This is a genomic window from Sphingomonas palmae, assembly GCF_900109565.1.
In the GTDB taxonomy this organism is placed as follows: Bacteria; Pseudomonadota; Alphaproteobacteria; order Sphingomonadales; family Sphingomonadaceae; genus Sphingomonas; species Sphingomonas palmae.
The window spans coordinates 64,191-83,338 of record NZ_FNZZ01000004.1 but is presented as its reverse complement, the minus strand read 5'-3'; the positions used below and the strand labels follow the sequence as shown (position 1 = coordinate 83,338).

The window sequence follows — 19,148 nt, the reverse complement described above, 5'->3', positions numbered from 1 at the left end:
GCGCATGGTTTACGTGCGTTCGTCCGGGTTCCAGCTATTGCCGCGCTCTGTCCGTCGGGAGAACCATGACCGCCTTCGATGCCCTGCACGCCGCACCGGCCGACGTGCGCGCCGCCGCGCTCGGCCTCCTCGACGCCGTCTCCGCGCCGCTGACCGAGCGGCAGCTGGTGACGGCGCTGCGGAAGGGTGGCCTGGGCGTGCTGGAGGCCCGGCGCGTCGCGCGCAGCCTGCGCAAGGTGGACCTGATCGCCGTGTCGCGACGATCGTTTTAGGCGAAGGGCGACGAGCGATGACCAAACAGCCAGATGAGTGGAACCAGACCGCCGTGCGTACCTGGCTGAACAGCCGCATCGCATCGTCCCGGGCGGATCAGGCGAGCGCACAACGGCGTGGCCGCTCAGGCGAGGACGACTGCGATATCGCGAGCGCCGAGGAGCTGGTCTGCTCTGGCGTGAACACCGACGCCGCGACCGCTACGCAGGCCAGCTTCGTCGCCGCACTCGACACGCTGCTCGATCGCGACGACTATATCTGGCGCGGCGTCTACGATGATCGTCGCTTCGACCGCCACGTGCGCAGCGTGATCAGGAAGCTGCGCCGGATGGCAAAGACCAATACCGGCTTCGAGCGCCTTTCGCATTATCAGTAAGGGTGCCTGATGGACGATGCACAAGGATCGTCCTGATCCTGCATACGCGCCGCGTCGACTAAGCCGGCGCCCACGGCGTCCGAGGCATGGCGGAGACGGAGGGATTCGAACCCTCGGTACGGTTTCCCGTACGACGCTTTAGCAAAGCGTTGGTTTCAGCCACTCACCCACGTCTCCGGATGCGGCGCGAGGGCGGGCTATAGCGAGGCGCAGGGCGGTGATCAACCGGGCTCTCGCATCGAACAGACGCGAAATCGTGCCATATTGTCGAACGTTCATTGCCGGGACAGCAGGGGGGAGCGTAGATTGCGCCATCGGGTGATGGGGCGAGTGTCATGAGTAAGTGGATGCGTGGGCTGGGCAGTCTGGTTGCCGCGGTGGCGATGGCGGGATTGCAGGTAGCGCCGGCGCTGGCGCAGGTGCGCTCGATTGATCCCAATGCGGCGATCGACGCCGATGTGCAGGGGCCGCAGGAAGTGCTGCGCGACGCCTCGCCGCGCTATCCCGATGCGCCGGTACAGACACCGCCGCCTGCCTCCAGCGCGACCGTGACCGGCAACACCGCGCGCAGCGGCGCACCGGTCGACCCGACGCAGACCACCGCGGCGGCCGACACGTTCAAGCGCGACGACCTGATCGGCGCGGGCGAGGACGTGTTCGGCAAGGGCGCGGAAGGCTTCGCCTCCTTGATCGAGAAGATCCTGAAAGAGCAGGGCGAACCCAACGCCTATATCGCGGGACGTGAAGCGTCGGGCGCGTTCATCCTGGGGCTTCGCTACGGCTCGGGCATCATGACGCACAAGGTCGAGGGGCAGCGCCCGGTCTATTGGACCGGTCCTTCGGTCGGGTTCGACGTCGGCGGCGATGCGAACAAGGTCTTCGTGCTGGTCTACAACCTCTACGACACGCAGGAGCTGTTCAAGCGCTTCCCGGGTGCGGAGGGGCGGCTGTACTTCGTCGGCGGGTTCGCCGCGACCTACCTGCGGCGCGGCAACGTGGTGCTGATCCCGGTGCGCTTGGGCGTCGGCTGGCGCGCGGGCGTCAACGTCGGCTGGATGAAGTTCAGCGAAAAGTCGAAGTGGATGCCGTTCTGAGGCGGATGGCGCCGCGAACCTGACGCCGCGCCCTTTGTTTAACGCCTTAGCGCCCGAACGCGGTCGCCTCGAACCGGATCGGCGCGCCCTGCGCCCGCTCGCCGAGCTGGTCTTCCCACATCGCGACCTGCCCGCGCACGATCGTGCCGATCGGTTTGCCGGTCAGCTCCATGCCCGTGAACGGCGACCAGCCGCTGCGCGAGGCGAGCCAGCGGTCCTCGATCGTCCAGCGCTTCTTGAGGTCGACCACCGTGAAGTCGGCGTCGTAGCCGGCGACGATCCGTCCCTTGCCGACGATCCCGAAGATACGCTGCGCCCCCGCGCTGGTCAGCTCGATCACTCGCTGCAGGCTTAGCCGACCGTTGGCGGCGTGGTCGAGGAGCAGCGGCAGCAGCGTCTGCACCCCCGGCATGCCGCTTGGGCTGGCGGGGTAGGGCTTCGACTTTTCCTCCAGCGTGTGCGGCGCGTGGTCGGAGCCGATCACGTCGGGCACGCCCTGGTTGAGCCAGTGCCACAAACCGTCGCGGTGCGCGCCCGAGCGGATCGGCGGGTTCATCTGCGCCAGCGTGCCCAGCCGCGGGTACGCTTCCTCGCCCGCCAGCGTCAGATGCTGCGGCGTCACCTCGCACGTCGCGATGTCCTTGTTCTGGCCGAGCAGCTCGAGCTCGGCCGGCGTGGTGACGTGGAGCACGTGGATGCGCCGCCCCGCCGCACGCGCCAGCCCCAGGATGCGGCGCGTGGCGAGGATCGCGCTCTCGTCGTCACGCCAGACGGGGTGCGACGAGGCGTCGCCGGTGACGCGCTCACCCTCGCGCGCGTTCATCCGGTCCTCGTCCTCGGCGTGGATCGCGACGCGGCGCGTTCCGTGGGCGAGCACCTGCGACAAGGTGGCGTCGTCGCTGACCAGCAGGTCGCCGGTCGATGCGCCCATGAATATCTTGACGCCCGCGGTGCCCGGCATCCGCTCCAGCTCGGCGAGCGCCTGCGGATTGTGGTGCGTGGCACCAACGTAGAAGGCGTGGTCGCACCACATCCGGTCCTTGGCGCGCGCCAGCTTGTCCGCAATCGCCTCCGCACTGTCGGTGTTGGGTTTGGTGTTGGGCATCTCGAACACGCCCGTCACGCCGCCCATAACCGCGGCGACGCTGCCGCTTTCCAGGTCTTCCTTGTGGACGAGACCCGGTTCGCGGAAGTGGACCTGCGTGTCGATGACGCCCGGCAGGATGTCGAGCCCGGTGCAGTCGATCGTGCGGCCGGCCTCGCCCACCTGTCCGATTGCGACGATCCGCCCGCCGCTCACGCCCACGTCGGCCTGCACGGGACCACCCGGCGTGTGAACGGTGCCGCCCGTCAGTTTCAGGTCACAGGTCGCCATCGCCAGCCCTTTCGTCGCGTGAGGAGCCTCCCTAACTCGGGGGCATGAGCGATGCCACCCCGACGACCGCGCCTGACGGCACCACCTTGAGTGATCGCGCGGTACTGCGTGTCGCGGGCGAGGACGTGCGCGGCTTCCTGCAAGGATTGGTCACGAACGACACCGCGCGGCTGCCGGCGTACGCCGCGCTGCTGACGCCGCAGGGCAAGGCGTTGTTCGACTTCATCATTTGGGCGGACGGCGACGACGTGTTGCTCGATGTCGAGGGAACCCAAGCCGACGCGCTCGCGCGGCGCCTGTCGATCTACCGCCTGCGCCGCGCGATCACGATCGCGCGCGACGAGAGATTGGCGGTGCATTGGTCGCGCGAGCCGGTCGAGGGTGCCGCCCCCGATCCGCGGCTGGCGGCACTCGGCTATCGCTGGATCGCGCCGCCCGGTGCGCCCGCGGCCGGCTGGCACGCGCATCGCCTATCGCTCGGCGTGACCGAAGGGGTGGCCGAACTCGGCTCAGGCGAGACTTTGTGGCTGGAGGCGAATGCGCGCGAGCTGAACGGCGTCAGCTTCACCAAGGGTTGCTACGTAGGGCAGGAGAATACCGCGCGGATGCATCACCGCAGCAAGGTCAACAGACGCCTCGCGGTCGCACCCGACGACCTGAGCGATCCGAAGCGGCGTATGGGTTATGCGGACCTTGGCCTAATGGTGACGGTGCGCCGCGCCGAGGAGCTGGGTGACGCGGTGGTGCCTTCCGGTGGGGAAGACACCACCGGCTGAATTCAGGCCGCGACCGTCTCGGTCACCGGCGTCGCCACCTTGGGCGCGTAGCGCTCGATCATCTGCGCGCAGAAATCGGCGAAAGCCTGCGGGTCGCGCGCCGCGCTGGTGTGGTGCGGCTGGATGCCGAGATGTTCGGGCGTGAAGCAGAAGGTGACGGTGGTGTCGAAATCCTGCAGCGCTTCCATCTGCCGGTCGAACCAGCCGAGCGCGTCGGGACGGAAGCTGTCGGCCCAGGACAATCCGGTGCGCAGCTTCTTGGTGCCGAGCCGCTTCATCCACTCCACCGCGTCATCCAGTCGCGGATCGAGATAGTGGAACCACTGCATCAGCCCCATCTCGCTCGCCACCTTGGCATAGGAGTCGAGCGACGGCTTGGGCGTGCCGTCGGCGCGGATCAGCCCCATGTAGAAATGGCGGTAATAGCTCGACCCCTCCGCCTCGCGGTGGCGCGTCGTCGCACCCCATTCCTGCGGCAGGTCGAACAGCGAATACCAGTAGATGCGCGGCACGCGGCCGATCAGCAGCTCGGCGGTCTTCTCGACCCCGAACACCTGCACTTCCTCCGCGCCGAACGATCCGACGCCGACCTCGGTCACCCAGACGGGCTTGTCCGTCACGGCCTCGATCTCCGCAATTTTGTTCGGCCATTCGTGGATCGACCACAGGTTCCAGTCGAGCGGGAAGCCGTGCACCGCCAGCACGTCGACTGCGTCAAGACAGCCGTGGCCCTCCAACCGCTTCACCCACATCGGGTCGATCGGCGACATCCCGCCCAGCACGCGCGTGACGCCCGGATTGACGGCGCGGATCGCCGCGCCGGTGCGGCTGACGGTGTCGGCGAACTTCGACCAGTCGGGGTCGACTTCCGGATCCCAGTGCGACTTGTTGTTCGGCTCGTTCCAGATCATCGCCGCTTCGATCACTTGGCTGCCCCCATCTCGTTATTGGCCGGATAGACCGCGGCCGGACCGAATTGCGCATAGGGCACGTCGGCGACGCGGCAAAGGAAGACGTCGTCCTGCGGGCTTTCCACGATCTCGAACCCGGCCGCGCGCAGCATCGCCATCGATCCCGCACGATTGGGCGCCCACCAATTGGTCCAGTCACCCGCGAACTTGCGCTCGATGAAGTGCATCTTCGGATAGCCCGGCTCGTCGAAATAGGGCGGCGGGGTGTAGCTGTCTGGCAGGAAGAAGGGGTGATCCTCGGGCACGTTGGACACTTGCGTGGAGCCCTGCTGCATCGTCTGGAATAGCATCAGGTCTCGCGCGACATGCTCGCGGATCAGGTCGAGTGCTAAGAGCGGGTGGCGCAGGTGGTAGAGCACGCCCATGAAGATCACGAGGTCGAACCGCTCGCCCAGCTTCGCGACATCGTAGACTGACAGGTTGCGGAACTCGACACTGTCCTCGAACCCCAGCGCGCGCGCGGCGACGCGCGCCTGCGCCAGATAACGCTCGTCCGAGTCGATCCCGACGACGCGCTCCGCGCCGCGCCGCTTCATCTCCATCGAGTAGAAGCCCGCGTTGCAGCCGATGTCGAGCACGGTTTTTCCCGTCAGGTCGGCGGGTACGCAGTCGCGGAACATCGCGAACTTGAAATTGGGATAATCGCCTAGGAAATGCTCGGGCGCGGTGTGGAGCCCGTCGCCGAGATCGATGTTGTGGAACCACGGTTCCAGCGCGCGCACTTCCTCGCGCAGCGCCGTGCGCGCATCGTCGCGCTGTTCGGTGTCGGTCAATCCAGCCCCCCTTGATGCGGCATGCGAGCACGCCAAGTGATCGTTACGCCAACACTCCTGACTTGGCCGCGTTCCTTGAGCGAAGCAACAAAGCTTATTGCATTACGCGAGCGCAACGACGGAACCGCGGCATGCAGCCAGGGATTGGACGGGGATGGTAGAAGCCGCCGCTCGATCCGACATCGACCCGTGGACCGCGGCGATGCGGCGCGGCGATTATGCGGCGGCGTTCGCGATCGGCGACGACGTGATTGCCGGGCGCGATCCCGCCGAACGCGACGATCCGAGGGTCGATTACCATCGGCGCTGGGTGTGGAACGGTCGCGCGTTCGACGGCGAGGACGTGCTGGTCCGCTGCTATCACGGGCTGGGCGATTCGATCCAGTTCGCGCGCTACCTGCCGCTGCTGGCCAGGCGGGCGCGATCGGTGACGGTCGAGGCACCGGCGCGGCTGCATGGTCTGCTCGGTGGCATCGCGGGTGTCGATCGGATGCTCGCGTTCGATCACGCCCGCCCGGCAAAACCGTCCGCGTGCGACATCGAGATCACCGAACTGCCGCAGGCCTTGCGCGCGACGCCGGATGACGCGCGCGCGCCCTATCTGCGCGCCAGCCCCGCCGCGCTGCCCGCGGGCACGATCGGCTTGTGTTATTCCGCCGGCGACTGGGACCATGATCGCCGCGTACCGCCCGCGCTGCTCGCGCCGTTGTGCGCCGGCCGCCGCTGCCTGTCGCTCGTCGCCGAGCCGACCGACCTCGGTGTGCTCAATCCAGACGGCTGCCCGTTCGACATCGACGCCACCGCCTCGCTGATCGCGGCGTGCTCGCTCGTCATCACCGTCGACACGATGATCGCGCATCTCGCCGGGGCGCTCGGTCGTCCGACCTGGCTGATGCTCAAGGCGGAGCCCGACTGGCGCTGGTCGCCCGATCGCACCGACACGCCGTGGTACCCGACGATGCGCCTGTTCGTGCAGCCACGCGCCGGCGACTGGGCCGGCGTCGTCGCGAAGATCGCGGACGCGCTCGACACACGAACCCACCAAATCGACGAAGGAGCGGCATATGGCGTCCAAGGTTAGCCCGATGGTTCCCGTTTCCTGGGGCGAGCTGCTCGACAAGATCAGCATCTTGGAGATCAAGCGCGAGCGGATCGTCCGCCCCGATGCGCGCGCCAACGTCGTGAACGAGCATCGGCTGCTGAGTGAATTCGGCGACATGGCGCTGCGCAGCGACGGCATTGCGCCGCTCTACGCGACGCTGAAGGCGGTGAACGAGGATCTATGGGAGATCGAGGACGCGATCCGCGAGCAGGAGGCAGCGGGCACGTTCGGCACAGAGTTCGTCCAACTCGCCCGCGCGGTCTACCACAAGAACGACGAGCGCGCCGCGATCAAGCGCGCGATCAACCTGCAACTCGGCTCCGAACTGATCGAGGAAAAGAGCTACGCCGACATGCGCGCGGTGCCCGTCGCCGTGCAGCAGGCACCGATGTTCATGGCCGCTCGTTGAGCGCGACCAGCCGCGTGCCCGTATCGCTCAGCTCCAGCGTCGTGACCGAGCCCGGATCGCAGTTGAAGCCATAGATGGCGGTGAACGGCAAGCCGAAGTGGCGTACGACCAGCCCGCGGATCACGTCGCAGTGGGTGACGCATAATGCAAGAGCGTCGCCGGCTGGGAGCGCGCGAATGTATCGCCACGCGCGCTCGACCGCCTGCGCCATCGTCTCGCCGTCCGGGCAGCGCGCCGTGTCGCGCTCGGCATTCCACGTCGCCCATCGAGGGTCGTCGTCGAGCGCCGCGAACGACTGACCGGTAAACGCGCCGAAGTCGATTTCGTCGAGCGCGGGAGCGATCACTGGCGACAAGCCGCAGCGGCGCGCCAACGGATCGGCGGTCTCCCGCGTCCGCCTGCGTGGACTCACGTGGATCGAACTGATGCGTGTTCGGTCGAGCCACGCCGCCAGTTGCTCGGCCTGCATGCGCCCCTCGTCGCTCAGTGAGATCTCAGAGCGGCCACTCAGGACGTGACCGACCTCGGCGTGGACTCCGTGGCGGGCGAGCAATATCGTGCGGGTCATTAGGCTGTCGTCGGCCAGCGGCGAGCCGCCCGCAACCACGCTCGAGGAAAAAAGTTGCGACCGCGCAACAATTTGTTGGAACCAAGCTAAGTAGAAGATGTTCTTCTACCCGTATGGCGTTGGTGGCCGTGCTGTGTCGTTGATCCAGATCAATGTCGTCCCCGCCCACCGACGCTGACCGGGGTGGGAGAATATATGGAAACGGTGCTGATCACGGGGGGCGCGGGCTTTATCGGGCGCTTCGTCGCGGACGAACTGCTCGCGCGCGGCAACAAGGTGCGCGTGCTCGATAGTTTGATCGAGCAGGTTCACGGCGATGTGGAGCGCCCGCCGCTGCTGAACGACGAGGTCGAGCTGATCCGTGGCGACGTGCGCAACGGCGACGTGGTGGCAAAGGCATTGAAGGGCGTCGACAGCGTCGTCCACCTCGCGGCCGAGGTCGGCGTCGGGCAGTCGATGTACGAGGTCGAGCGCTACACCTCGACCAACGACGTCGGCACCGCGGTGCTGTTCGAGAAGCTGATCGACCAGCCAGTGCGCCGTGTCGTCACCGCCTCGTCGATGTCGATCTACGGCGAGGGGCTTTACCGCGACGCTGACGGCAAGCTGGTGCAGGATGCGGAGCGCAAAGGCCTGCGCGACGGTTTGACCAACTGGGAGCCAGTCGATGCTGAGGGCCGCCCGCTCGAAGCGGTCGCGACGCCCGAGTGGAAGCGTCCCAATCTATCGTCGATCTACGCGCTCAACAAATACGTGCAGGAGCGCACCACCCACATCATGGCCGCGCCCTACGGCATGGAGGGTGTCTGCCTGCGCTTGTTCAACGTCTACGGCCCCGGTCAGGCGCTGTCGAACCCGTACACCGGCGTGCTGGCGATCTTCGCCTCGCGGCTGCTCAACGGCCAGCAGCCGATGATCTTCGAGGATGGCGAGCAGCGGCGCGATTTCGTCCACGTCTCCGACGTGGCGCGCGCCTTCGCCGACGCGCTGACGCTGCCGCAGGCCGCGGGCGGCACGTTCAACGTCGGTTCGGGCCACCACCGCTCGGTGCGCGAGGTCGCGACCGAACTGGCGCAGGCGATGGGCAAGAACGACATCTCGCCGCAGGTCGTCGGCAAGGCGCGGATTGGCGACATCCGCCACTGCTTCTGCGACACGACGCTCGCCAAGGAGCAGCTCGGCTTCGAGGCGACGCAGGACTTCCAGGCCGGACTCGCCGTGCTCGCCGAATGGGTCGCGCAGCAGACCGCCGAGGACAAGGTCGAGAAGATGCGAGCCGAACTCGACAAGCGCGGGCTGGTCGCGTGACGTCCGGGGGGGCGGCTGACGCGAGCGGAGCGGGGCCCGTCCTCGTTACCGGCGGCGCGGGGTTCATCGGCGCCAATCTCGCCTGGCGGCTGGCGGAGAGTGGGCGCGACGTGATCGTGTACGACGCGCTCGCGCGCGCGGGTGTGCGCCGCAACCTCGATTGGCTGCGCGGCCGCCACGGCAACCGTGTCCGGTTCGTCGAGGCGGACGTGCGCGACGCGGAGCGGGTCACGGAGGCGGTCAAGGGCGCTTCGGCGGTGTTCCACTTCGCCGCGCAGGTCGCGGTCACCACCAGCCTCGCCGACCCGATGGACGATTTCGCGACCAATATTGCGGGCACGCTCAACGTGCTGGAGGCGGTGCGCCATCACGCTCCGCAAGCGCCGGTGATCTTCGCGTCCACCAACAAGGTCTACGGCGACCTGACCGACCTCGACTTCGCGCTGGAGGGCGACCGCTACGTGCCGGTCGACACCGACGTGCGCGCGCACGGCATCTCGGAGGCGCGCCCGCTCGATTTCCACACCCCCTACGGCGTGTCGAAGGGCGCGGCCGACCAGTACGTGCTCGACTATGCGCGCAGCTATGGTTTGCGCAGCGCGGTGATGCGGATGAGCTGCATCTACGGCCAGCGCCAGATGGGGACCGAGGATCAGGGCTGGGTCGCGCATTTCCTGATCAGTGCGCTCAAGGGCCGCCCGATCACGCTCTACGGCGACGGGTGCCAGGTGCGCGACATTCTCGACGTGTCGGACGCGGTCGACGCCTATCTCGCCGCCTGGGCGCGGATCGACGAGGTGAAAGGCCGCGCGTTCAACCTGGGCGGCGGGCCCGACAATGCCGTCAGCCTGCGTGTCCTGCTCGACCACATCGCCGAGGTGACCGGCCGCACCGTCGACGTGCGCCACGATGATTGGCGCGCGGGCGACCAGCGCTATTTCGTTGCCGACACGCGCGCGGCGGAGGAAGCGCTCGGGCTCAAGCGCCGGGTCGACTGGCGTGACGGCGTCGCGCGCCTCGCCGAGTGGTTGAGCGCGGAGCATGCGGCGGCTCCGGTCGAGGTCGCTGCGTGACGCGTCTGCTGATGACGGCGGACGTGGTCGGCGGCGTATGGCAATACGCGCTCGAACTCGCCGCCGCGCTCCGCCCATTGGGTGTCGAGGCGCATCTGGCGGTGCTAGGCCCTGCGCTGTCAACGGCGCAACGCGGCCGTGCCGGCGCGCTCGGCATCGGTGTTACCGAAACGGGACTGTCGCTCGACTGGCTCGCGCGCGATGCGGGCGAGGTCCGGCGCACCGCCGACGCGCTCGCGCGCCTCGCCGCGCTGCACGGTGCCGACGTGGTGCAGGTGAACCAGCCCGCCTTCGCGCTCGCCGATTATGCGATGCCGGTCGTCGCAGTCGCGCATTCTTGCGTCGCGTCATGGTGGGACGCGGTCGAGCACGGACCGCTGCCCGTCGATCTCGCGTGGCAGGCGGCGCTGACCGGCGATGCTCTCGCCCGCGCTGACGTGGCGGTGTGCCCGTCGGCCGCGCTCGCCGACACGCTCGCACGTCTCTACGCGCTGCCGCGCCGTCCGCGCGTGGTTCATAACGGCCGCACTGCCGTGGCGAGCGCGGGTGCACTCGCCGGCACCGTGTTCACCGCCGGCCGGCTGTGGGACCGCGGCAAGGACGTGGCGACGCTCGACCGTGCCGCTGCGCAGGTGGCGCTGCCATTCGAGGCCGCCGGACCGCTTGTTGGCCCGAACGGCGAGCAGGTTGCGTGCGTGCATCTCCACACGCTCGGCATGTTGTCGGACGGCGATGTCGCCGGCCGGCTCGCCGCGCGCCCGATCTTCGTGTCGGCGGCGCGATACGAACCCTTCGGACTCGCGGTGCTCGAGGCCGCGTCGGCTGGCTGCGCATTGGTGCTGTCCGACATTTCGACCTTCCGCGAACTGTGGGACGGCGCGGCGCGCTTCGTGGGCGTGGGAGACGACGCCGGTTTCGCGCTCGCGATCGAAGCGCTCGCCGCCGACCCGGTCGGACGCCACGAGGCGGGGGAGCGCGCCCGCGTCCGTGCAAGCCGCTACACCCCTGCCGCCAACGCGCGCGGCATGGCTGCGATTTACGCCGAGGCGTGCGCGCCGCAGAAGCGGGCGGCGGCATGAGGATCGTCTACTTCACCCACAGCCTCGCGTCGTGCTGGAACCACGGCAACGCGCATTTCGTCCGCGGCGTGCTCTCCGAACTGATCGCGCGCGGTCACGACGTGCACGCCTATGAGCCGGCGGACAGCTGGAGCCTGCAGAACCTCCTCGCCGACGGCGGCGAGGATGCGCTCGCGCCCTACCGCGATGCTTATCCCGAGCTCACGTCCGCCACTTACACCCCCGGCGATGACGTGGCCGCGATGGTCGACGGGGCCGATCTCGTCATCGTGCACGAGTGGAACGCGCACGATCTCGTCGCCGAGGTCGGTCGCCTGCGCAAAGGCGGCGCGCCGTGGACGCTCTTGTTCCACGACACGCATCACCGCATCGTCAGTTTGCCGCACGAGATGGATGCCTACGATCTGTCGGGCTACGATGGCGTCCTCGCCTTCGGCGAGACCTTATCGGAGCAGTACCGCGCGCGTGGCTGGGGCAAGCGTGTGTGGACCTGGCACGAGGCCGCCGACACGCGCCGGTTCCATCCACTCGACAGCGACGCCCGTGAAGGCGTGGTGTGGATCGGCAACTGGGGTGACGGCGAGCGGACGCGCGAGATCGAGGAATATCTGCTCCGTCCCGTGCAGGCCGCCGCGCTGCCGCTCGACATCTACGGCGTGCGCTACCCGGATGAGGCGCGCGCGATGCTCGCCCGCTACGGTGCCGGCTATCACGGCTGGGCGCCCAACGCGCGCGCGCCCGAGATCTTCGCGCGTGCGCTCGCCACCGTTCACGTCCCGCGTAATTACTATCGCACGATCCTGCCCGGCATTCCGACGATCCGCGTGTTCGAGGCGCTCGCCTGCGGCATCCCGCTCGCCAGCGCGCCGTGGGACGATGCGGAAGGACTGTTCCGCCCGGGGCAGGACTTCCTCTACGCCAACGACGGCGAGCAGATGGCGGACGTGCTCGCCCGCATTCGCGACGACGCCGACTTGCGCAACTCGCTGATCGCCTCGGGGCTGGAGACGATCCGCGCGCGCCACACCTGCGCGCACCGCGTCGACGAACTGATGACCATCCTGGACACGCTGGGCACCCCCCGCGTGGGAGTTTCCGCATGAAGATCGCTTTCTACGGATCGAGCCTGTTGTCGTCCTATTGGAACGGTGCGGCGACCTATTACCGCGGCATCCTACGCGCGTTGGGTGAGCGCGGCTACGACATCACCTTCTACGAACCCGATGCGTTCGATCGCCAGCAGCACCGCGACATCGACCCGCCCGAATATGCCAAGGTCGTCGTCTACCCGGCCACCGTCGACGCGATGCGCGGCGTGCTCGCGGAGGCTGGGGCTGCGGACATCGTCGTCAAGGCGAACGGCGTCGGCGTGTTCGACGCCGAACTGCTCCAAGGCGTGATCGCCAATGCGCGACCGGACGCGCTCAAGATCTTCTGGGATGTCGACGCTGCCGCGACGCTGGACGAGATGCGCGCGGACGCTGACCACCCCGTGCGCGCGGCGCTGCCCGGGCTCGACATGGTACTGACCTACGGCGGCGGCGCGCCGGTCGTCGATGCCTATACCGGCTTCGGCGCGAAGGACTGCGTGCCGGTCTACAACGCGCTCGATCCGCAGACGCATCATCCCGTCGACCCCGACCCGCGCTTCGCCTGCGACTTAGCCTTTCTCGGCAATCGCCTGCCCGACCGCGAGGCACGCGTGGAGGAGTTCTTCCTGCGCCCCGCCGCGCTGCTGCCCGAGCAGCAGTTCCTGATCGGCGGCAACGGCTGGGAGACGAAGGCGATGCCCGGCAACGTCCGCCACCGCGGCCACGTCTTCACCGCCGAGCACAATGCATTCAACTGCACGCCGCGCGCGGTGCTGAACGTCGCGCGCGACTCGATGGCACACATCGGCTTCTCGCCCGCCACCCGCGTGTTCGAGGCCGCGGGCGCCGCCGCCTGCCTCATCACCGACGCGTGGGAGGGGATCGAGCTGTTCCTCAAACCCGACGAGGAAGTGCTGGTCGCGCGCGACGGGCAGGATGTGGCGGACCACCTGTCGGCGCTCACCACTGAACGCGCGGCGGCGATCGGGCAGGCGGCGCTCAAACGCGTGCTCGCCGAACACACCTATGATCTTCGCGGTGAACAGGTCGACGCGCTGTTCAAGGTTCACGCGGCGCGCGAGGTGACGCCGGCATGAAGCTCGTCGTACTCGGCCTCAGCCTCGGCTCGTCCTGGGGCAACGGCCACGCCACCACCTTCCGCGCCCTGTTGAAAGCTTATGCTGCGCGCGGGCACGAGGTCGTGTTCCTTGAACGCGAGGTGCCTTGGTATGCGGGCGCGCACCGCGACCTCGTCAATCCCGACTGGTGCCGGCTCGATTACTATTCCGACCTGGACCATTTGGCCGAGTGGCGCGAGGAAATTGCTGCGGCGGACGCAGTGATCGTCGGCAGCTACGTGCCCGACGGCGTCGCGGTCGGCAGGCTCGTGCAAGAGTGGGCGGAAGGCACGACCGCCTTCTACGACATCGATACTCCTGTGACGCTCGCCAAGCTCGCGCGCGGCGATTTCGAATATCTCTCGCCCGCGGTCATCCCCGACTACGACGTCTATCTGTCGTTCACCGGCGGTCCGACGCTGCGCCACCTGGAAGATCACTACGGCTCGCCAATGGCGCGCGCGCTCTACTGCTCGGTCGATGCGGAGGCCTACGTGCCCCTCGACGTGCCGAAGAAGTGGGATCTGACCTATCTCGGCACCTACAGCGACGATCGCCAGCCGACGCTCGAGCGGCTACTGCTCTACGTCGCGCGCGCGGCGCCCAACCGTCGCTTCGCCGTCGCGGGGCCGCAATATCCGGACACGATCCAATGGCCCGACAATGTCGAGCGTATCGAGCATCTGCCGCCCGCCGAACACGCCGCCTTCTACGGTGCCAGCCGCGCGACCTTGAACGTGACGCGCGCCGACATGATCGCGGCGGGCTGGTCGCCCTCGGTCCGCATCTTCGAGGCGGCGGCGTGCGGGACGCCGATCATCTCCGATCGCTGGGACGGGCTGACCGAGCTGCTGGGCGACGGGCGCGAGATTCTGCTGGTCGACACCTGCGCCGACATGCTCGCCGCGCTCGGGCGCCGCGACCTGGAACAGATCGGACAGGCGGGGCGCGCCCGCGTGCTCGCCGAACATACCGCCGCGCACCGGGCCGAAGAGCTGGAGCGCCACTTGGGTGAAGCCGCCGAGCACGCACGCGACCGCGCGCGCGTCACGGCATGAGGGAGAAGAACATGGACACCATCCTGGTCGCCGGCGGCGCCGGCTTCATCGGATCGCATCTGTGCCGCGCGCTGAGCGACGCCGGGCACCGCGTCATCTGCCTCGACAATCTGCAGACCGCACGGCCGTCGAACCTGAAACTGCTCGAAGACCTGCCCAACTTCACCTTCGTCGAGGCGGACATCGTCAACGCGCTGCCCGCCAGCGTGACCGACGCGCCCAACCTCACGCGCATCTACAATTGCGCCTGCGCCGCCTCGCCGCCGCAGTACCAGGCCGACCCCGAGCACACGATGCTGACCAACGTCGTCGGCACCAACCACCTGCTGCGCCTGGCTGAGAAGACCGGCGCGCGATTTCTGCTCACCTCCACCAGCGAGGTCTACGGCGACCCCGAAGTACATCCGCAGGTCGAGGGCTATCGCGGCTGGGTCAGCTGCACGGGACCGCGTGCCTGCTACGACGAGGGCAAGCGCGCGGCGGAGGCGATGACGTTCGACTTCGCGCGGATGAGCCGCGCCGAGGTACGCGTCGCGCGCATCTTCAACACCTACGGCCCGCACATGCATCCCGACGACGGGCGCGTCGTCTCCAACCTGATCTGCCAGGCGCTGACCGGGCGCGACATCACCGTCCACGGCGACGGCACGCAGACGCGCAGCTTCTGCTACGTCTCCGATATGGTGCGCGGGCTGATGGCGCTGATGGAGAGTGACATCGACGGAACGGAGCCGGTCAACATCGGCAACCCGGACGAGTTCACGATCAACGAGCTGCTCGACATGGTGCTTGAACTGGTGCCGAACGCGGGCAAGGTCGTGAACACGCCGCTGCCGCAGGACGATCCGCGTCGTCGCCGCCCCGACATCAGCCGTGCGCGCGACGTGCTCGACTGGTCACCCCGCGTGCCCTTGAGCGAAGGGCTGCCGATGACCGCAGAGTGGTTCGCCGAGGAAGTCGGTGCGGAAATGAGCGTGCGCGAAGCAGCGGAATGATCGAGCGGGCGGCGGAGTAATCCGCCGCCTTCAGCTCAGCGCCAGCTTACTCCGCCGCCTCAAGCATCGCGTCGCCCTCATCCACGTCGGGTGTCTCGTCCGCGTCGACGCCGCCGTCCAGCTCGACCTCGTCGGCCGCCAGTTCGGCGGCGTCCTCGGGGTAGATGCCGAAGCGCGCCGCCACGTCGGGGGCGAAGCGCAGCAGATCGGGGCGCAGCTTGAGCAGGCTGACATCCTTCGATTTGCCTTCCATCATTACGTCGAAGACGAGCCCCTCGGCCATCCGCATGAAGGTCGCGAACTCGAACGGGTTGGTGAAATCGGCGTGGCCGGTCCAGATCGGCGGGCGCAGTACGGTCTTCACGCGCGCGTTCGCCTTCACCGGCGCCTTGGTCAGCTCGCCCTTCTTCGTCGTCTTGCCGCTGGCGCGCTGTTTCGCGGTGATCTTCTGCTTCACCTCGCGCATTTCGGTGCGGGGTGAGGAGAAATGCATCTTCGGGCGCACGCCCTCGGGCCAGGTCGCCAGGAACTTCTCGAAGGTCTGGCGCATGTCGAGCCGCTCGGGGTTGAGGCACCAGAAATGCTGGTAATCGAACACGAGGCGCACGCCGGTCCGCTCGTGGATCCACAAGGCGTCCGCGGCCGAGAAGCGGATGTCGTCGTTCTCCAGCACCAGTCGACGCCGCACGTGCTCGGGGCATTTCTCCCACCCCTCGATCCAGCGCGCACGGCTGGCGTCATGGTCGTCGTACACGCCGCCGACGTGGGTGATCATCACCGCCTCGTCGTCCAGCCCCATGCGGTCGAGCATCTCCGCCTGGCTCGACAGGTCCCAGATGCTCTTCTCCGTCAGCGCCGCGTCGGGGCTGTTGAGCAGCACGTACTGTGACGGGTGGAACGACAGCCGGATGTCGAGTTCGCGCGCCTTCTTGCCGAAGGCGGCGAGCTCGGCGTCGCTCTCCGCGACCATGTCGTGGAACTGCGGCATGTCGGGGTGCGTCGCATAGGGTGCGAGGTCCGACGACAGCCGATACATGTCGAGCTTTTCCTTGGCGAGGTAGTCGAGGATTTTCGACACCTCCTCCAGCGAGCATTTGAGGTGCGGGTTCTTCTGCCAGCGCCGCGTGTCGTTGCTTTTGAAGCCGGGCTTGCCCATCACCTTGACGGGAAAGCCGAGGCGCATCGGGCGGGCAGGGTCGGTCATCGTGATTTACTCGTGCTGATTGAACCAGCCAACGCGCTGCCGCGTCCGCATGTTGCGCGCTTGTCAGACGCCGCGACATCTTTCCCGCGTGCGTCGCACGAGGCACAAGGAGCGACATGACCTTTGCTCGCCGCTGCCTGTCCGCGCTTCTCGCCCTATCGCTGACGACACCGCTCTCCACGCCGGCGCTCGCGCAACGTGAAGCCGATCCGCTCGCCGCGGTCGATCCGTTCATCGGTACGGGCGGGGAGGGGCACACCTTTCCGGGCGCTGTCGCGCCGTTCGGCATGGTGCAGCTGTCGCCCGACACCGACACGACCTGCGTCATCCGCGACTGCTATTCGCACGCGGCGGGCTATCGCTACGAGGACCCGACGATGCAGGGGTTCTCGCACACGCACTTCTCGGGTGCGGGGCATAGCGATCTCGGCGACTTCCTGCTGATGCCCGCGATTGGCACCGTCGACGCGGTAAAGCTGGAGCCGGGTGACGCGAAGCAACCCGGCTCGGGCTACCGTTCGCGCTTCTCGCACCGGAACGAGCAGGCGACGCCCGGCTATTACTCGGTTCAGCTCGACGACGCGCACGTCCGCGCCGAACTGACCGCAGGCGCGCGCGTCGGCGTCCATCGCTATACCTTTCGCAGCGGCGACGAGGCACACCTGATCCTCGACCTGCGATCGAGCCTGTACAACTACCCCGGCAAGACGCTCTGGTCCTCGATCCGCCTGCGCCCCGACGGCACGATCACCGGCAGCCGCCAGACGCGCGGCTGGGCGCCCGATCGAAAACTGTTCTTCGCGATGCGCTTCTCGCGGCCGCTCACCAACCATGCTTTCGTCAGCACCGAGACCGACGTGACCTACAAGGGGTTTCAGGGCCCTGGCCGCGGCAGCGACCGGCTCGCCGAGCGGAGCGGACGCGCGCTGGTCGGGCGGCTAGACTTCGGCAAGCTCGACAAGCCGCTCGAGGTCACCGTCGCGATCTCGAGCGTCGACGAGGACGGCGCGGTCGCGAACCTGAAGGCGGAGAGCGGCGGCTTCGACGCGGTGCGAAACGCGACCACCGGTGCGTGGAAACAGGCGCTCGGCGTGCTCGACGTCGATGGCGACGCCGCGATGCGCAAGAACGTCATGACCGCGCTCTATCATAGCCTGATCGCGCCGTCGGTGACGAGCGATGTCGACGGGCGTTGGCGTGGTCCCGACAATCAGGTGCATCGCGCGGAAGGGTACACGCAGCGCTCGACCTTCTCGCTGTGGGATACGTTCCGCGCCGAGCACCCGCTCCTCACGCTGGTCCAGCCGGCCGAGGTCAATTCGGAGATCATCCGCTCGCTGATCGCCAGTCAGCAGGTCAGCCCCGACGGCATCCTGCCGGTGTGGCAGTTCCAGGGCCGTGAGACGTGGACGATGATCGGCTATCACGCGGTGCCCGTCATCGCCGACGCGTACCTGAAGGGCATCCGCGGGTTCGACGCGACGCAGGCGCTCGCCGCGATGATCAAGAGCGCGACCTACGCGCCCTACGGCGGGCTCGCCGATCTGCCCGTGCTCCATTACATTCCGATCGATCACGAGCCCGAGGCGGCATCGAAGACGGTCGAATATGCTTATGACGATTGGACGATCGCGCAGATGGCCCGCGCGATGGGGCGCGACGATGTGGCGACGTGGTTCGACGCGCGCAGCGGTTACTGGCGCAACACCTTCGATCCGAAGACCGGCTTCGTCCGCGCGCGCAAGGCCGATGGTTCGTTCCGCGAGCCGTTCGATCCGACCGCGATCAACTACGGTTCGGATTATACCGAGGGGAACGCGTGGCAATATTCCTGGTTCGTGCCGCAGGATCAGGCCGCGTTGTTCGATGCGATGGGCGGGGATCAGGCCGCGGTCACCAAGCTCGACCAGATGTTCGACTACGACAATTCCAAGCTCGACTACAGCCACGCGGAGGACATCGCCGGGCTGATCGGCCAGTACATCCACGGCAACGAACCGAGCCACCACGTCGCGTATCTCTACGACCACGCAGGGCAACCGTGGCGGACGCAGTACCGGCTGACGCAGATCGTCAATTCGCAGTTCAAGCCGACACCCGACGGGCTCGCCGGCAACGACGATCTCGGACAAATGTCCGCCTGGCTCGTCTTCACCGCGCTCGGCTTCTATCCGGTGACGCCCGGCAGCCTCGAATATGCGATCGGCCGCCCCTTCGTGCGCCGTGCCGCGCTCGACCTGCCCAACGGCAAGCGCTTTACGATAGTCGCCGACAATTTCGGCCAGTCGCGACCGTACATCGGCGCCGTCATGCTCAACGGGCGCCCGCTCGAGCGGAGCTATCTGACCCACGCCGAAATCATGGCGGGCGGGGAGCTGCGCTTCGCCATGTCGGCGGAGCCGAATTACAAATGGGCGACCGACAAACACGCGCGTCCATTCTCCGCTTCGGTCAAGCGCTGAGCGCCCGCGTCCGGCCGCGCGGCGCGGGGTAGGGCGGGAACAT

At 67.7% G+C, this 19,148-nt stretch carries 19 protein-coding genes and 1 tRNA gene; 14 read left to right on the top strand and 6 right to left on the bottom strand.

Annotated elements, in window-relative coordinates:
* Nucleotides 1–65: 65 nt before the first annotated feature.
* Entirely contained in the window at nucleotides 66–272 is a 207-nt protein-coding gene (locus BMW51_RS10545; protein ID WP_093006198.1) for a hypothetical protein, read from the top strand.
* A 17-nt stretch (nucleotides 273–289) separates the two neighbouring features.
* On the top strand, nucleotides 290–649 hold the full coding sequence (locus tag BMW51_RS10540; RefSeq protein ID WP_093006196.1) for a hypothetical protein: 360 nt from the start codon (nucleotides 290–292) through the stop codon (nucleotides 647–649).
* Nucleotides 650–736: 87 nt separating this feature from the next.
* Here the strand turns inward: BMW51_RS10540 and BMW51_RS10535 are convergent.
* Nucleotides 737–826 (bottom strand) — tRNA-Ser (locus BMW51_RS10535).
* A gap of 158 nt (nucleotides 827–984) precedes the next feature.
* Here BMW51_RS10535 and BMW51_RS10530 point away from each other — a divergent pair.
* Nucleotides 985–1,743 (top strand): DUF1134 domain-containing protein, encoded by a 759-nt coding sequence (locus tag BMW51_RS10530; RefSeq protein WP_245708436.1) that lies wholly within the window; start codon nucleotides 985–987, stop codon nucleotides 1,741–1,743.
* 46 nt (nucleotides 1,744–1,789) lie between these two features.
* Here the strand turns inward: BMW51_RS10530 and BMW51_RS10525 are convergent, their stop codons facing one another.
* Nucleotides 1,790–3,118: a dihydroorotase gene (locus BMW51_RS10525; protein WP_093006192.1), complete on the bottom strand. Its 1,329-nt coding sequence runs from the start codon at nucleotides 3,116–3,118 to the stop codon at nucleotides 1,790–1,792.
* A gap of 44 nt (nucleotides 3,119–3,162) precedes the next feature.
* Between BMW51_RS10525 and ygfZ the strand changes: the two genes are divergently transcribed.
* The gene (gene ygfZ, locus BMW51_RS10520) at nucleotides 3,163–3,894 is read left to right on the top strand and encodes a CAF17-like 4Fe-4S cluster assembly/insertion protein YgfZ (protein WP_093006190.1); all 732 of its coding nucleotides are present in this window, start codon (nucleotides 3,163–3,165) and stop codon (nucleotides 3,892–3,894) included.
* 2 nt (nucleotides 3,895–3,896) lie between these two features.
* Here ygfZ and BMW51_RS10515 read toward each other — a convergent pair whose 3' ends face one another.
* Nucleotides 3,897–4,820, bottom strand: a complete 924-nt coding sequence (locus BMW51_RS10515) for a glycosyl hydrolase (RefSeq protein ID WP_093006188.1) — start codon at nucleotides 4,818–4,820, stop codon at nucleotides 3,897–3,899.
* Entirely contained in the window at nucleotides 4,817–5,638 is an 822-nt protein-coding gene (locus BMW51_RS10510; RefSeq protein WP_093006186.1) for a TIGR04290 family methyltransferase, read from the bottom strand. The genes BMW51_RS10515 and BMW51_RS10510 overlap by 4 nt, the downstream gene beginning before the upstream one ends.
* Before the next feature lie 154 nt (nucleotides 5,639–5,792).
* Here BMW51_RS10510 and BMW51_RS10505 point away from each other — a divergent pair, with 154 nt between their 5' ends.
* Both BMW51_RS10505 and BMW51_RS10500 read left to right on the top strand, forming a co-directional pair.
* Complete coding sequence (locus BMW51_RS10505) at nucleotides 5,793–6,719, top strand: glycosyltransferase family 9 protein (protein ID WP_245708435.1); 927 nt, start codon at nucleotides 5,793–5,795, stop codon at nucleotides 6,717–6,719.
* Nucleotides 6,703–7,149: a DUF6165 family protein gene (locus tag BMW51_RS10500; RefSeq protein ID WP_093006184.1), complete on the top strand. Its 447-nt coding sequence runs from the start codon at nucleotides 6,703–6,705 to the stop codon at nucleotides 7,147–7,149. The genes BMW51_RS10505 and BMW51_RS10500 overlap by 17 nt, the downstream gene beginning before the upstream one ends.
* Here BMW51_RS10500 and BMW51_RS10495 read toward each other — a convergent pair.
* Nucleotides 7,133–7,717 (bottom strand): histidine phosphatase family protein, encoded by a 585-nt coding sequence (locus tag BMW51_RS10495; protein WP_093006804.1) that lies wholly within the window; start codon nucleotides 7,715–7,717, stop codon nucleotides 7,133–7,135. The genes BMW51_RS10500 and BMW51_RS10495 overlap by 17 nt on opposite strands.
* Before the next feature lie 195 nt (nucleotides 7,718–7,912).
* Here BMW51_RS10495 and BMW51_RS10490 point away from each other — a divergent pair, with 195 nt between their 5' ends.
* From BMW51_RS10490 to BMW51_RS10460, 7 genes are read left to right on the top strand one after another with little or no spacing between them, the layout of a single operon-like run.
* Entirely contained in the window at nucleotides 7,913–9,025 is a 1,113-nt protein-coding gene (locus tag BMW51_RS10490) for an NAD-dependent epimerase/dehydratase family protein (RefSeq protein WP_093006182.1), read from the top strand.
* Nucleotides 9,022–10,098: an SDR family NAD(P)-dependent oxidoreductase gene (locus BMW51_RS10485; RefSeq protein ID WP_093006180.1), complete on the top strand. Its 1,077-nt coding sequence runs from the start codon at nucleotides 9,022–9,024 to the stop codon at nucleotides 10,096–10,098. Before BMW51_RS10490 ends, BMW51_RS10485 begins: the two co-directional genes overlap by 4 nt.
* The gene (locus BMW51_RS10480) at nucleotides 10,095–11,177 is read left to right on the top strand and encodes a glycosyltransferase family 4 protein (RefSeq protein ID WP_177171631.1); all 1,083 of its coding nucleotides are present in this window, start codon (nucleotides 10,095–10,097) and stop codon (nucleotides 11,175–11,177) included. The genes BMW51_RS10485 and BMW51_RS10480 overlap by 4 nt, the downstream gene beginning before the upstream one ends.
* A complete protein-coding gene (locus BMW51_RS10475; protein WP_093006800.1) occupies nucleotides 11,174–12,280 on the top strand; it encodes a CgeB family protein in 1,107 nt (368 codons plus the stop codon). Before BMW51_RS10480 ends, BMW51_RS10475 begins: the two co-directional genes overlap by 4 nt.
* A complete protein-coding gene (locus BMW51_RS10470; RefSeq protein ID WP_093006178.1) occupies nucleotides 12,277–13,365 on the top strand; it encodes a CgeB family protein in 1,089 nt (362 codons plus the stop codon). Before BMW51_RS10475 ends, BMW51_RS10470 begins: the two co-directional genes overlap by 4 nt.
* On the top strand, nucleotides 13,362–14,444 hold the full coding sequence (locus tag BMW51_RS10465) for a CgeB family protein (protein WP_093006176.1): 1,083 nt from the start codon (nucleotides 13,362–13,364) through the stop codon (nucleotides 14,442–14,444). Before BMW51_RS10470 ends, BMW51_RS10465 begins: the two co-directional genes overlap by 4 nt.
* 11 nt (nucleotides 14,445–14,455) lie before the next feature.
* The gene (locus tag BMW51_RS10460; RefSeq protein ID WP_093006174.1) at nucleotides 14,456–15,439 is read left to right on the top strand and encodes a UDP-glucuronic acid decarboxylase family protein; all 984 of its coding nucleotides are present in this window, start codon (nucleotides 14,456–14,458) and stop codon (nucleotides 15,437–15,439) included.
* Nucleotides 15,440–15,485: 46 nt separating this feature from the next.
* Here BMW51_RS10460 and uvsE read toward each other — a convergent pair whose 3' ends face one another.
* On the bottom strand, nucleotides 15,486–16,643 hold the full coding sequence (uvsE, locus tag BMW51_RS10455) for a UV DNA damage repair endonuclease UvsE (RefSeq protein WP_245708434.1): 1,158 nt from the start codon (nucleotides 16,641–16,643) through the stop codon (nucleotides 15,486–15,488).
* 116 nt (nucleotides 16,644–16,759) lie between these two features.
* Here uvsE and BMW51_RS10450 point away from each other — a divergent pair, with 116 nt between their 5' ends.
* Entirely contained in the window at nucleotides 16,760–19,105 is a 2,346-nt protein-coding gene (locus BMW51_RS10450; protein ID WP_093006170.1) for a GH92 family glycosyl hydrolase, read from the top strand.
* Nucleotides 19,106–19,148: the final 43 nt, after the last annotated feature.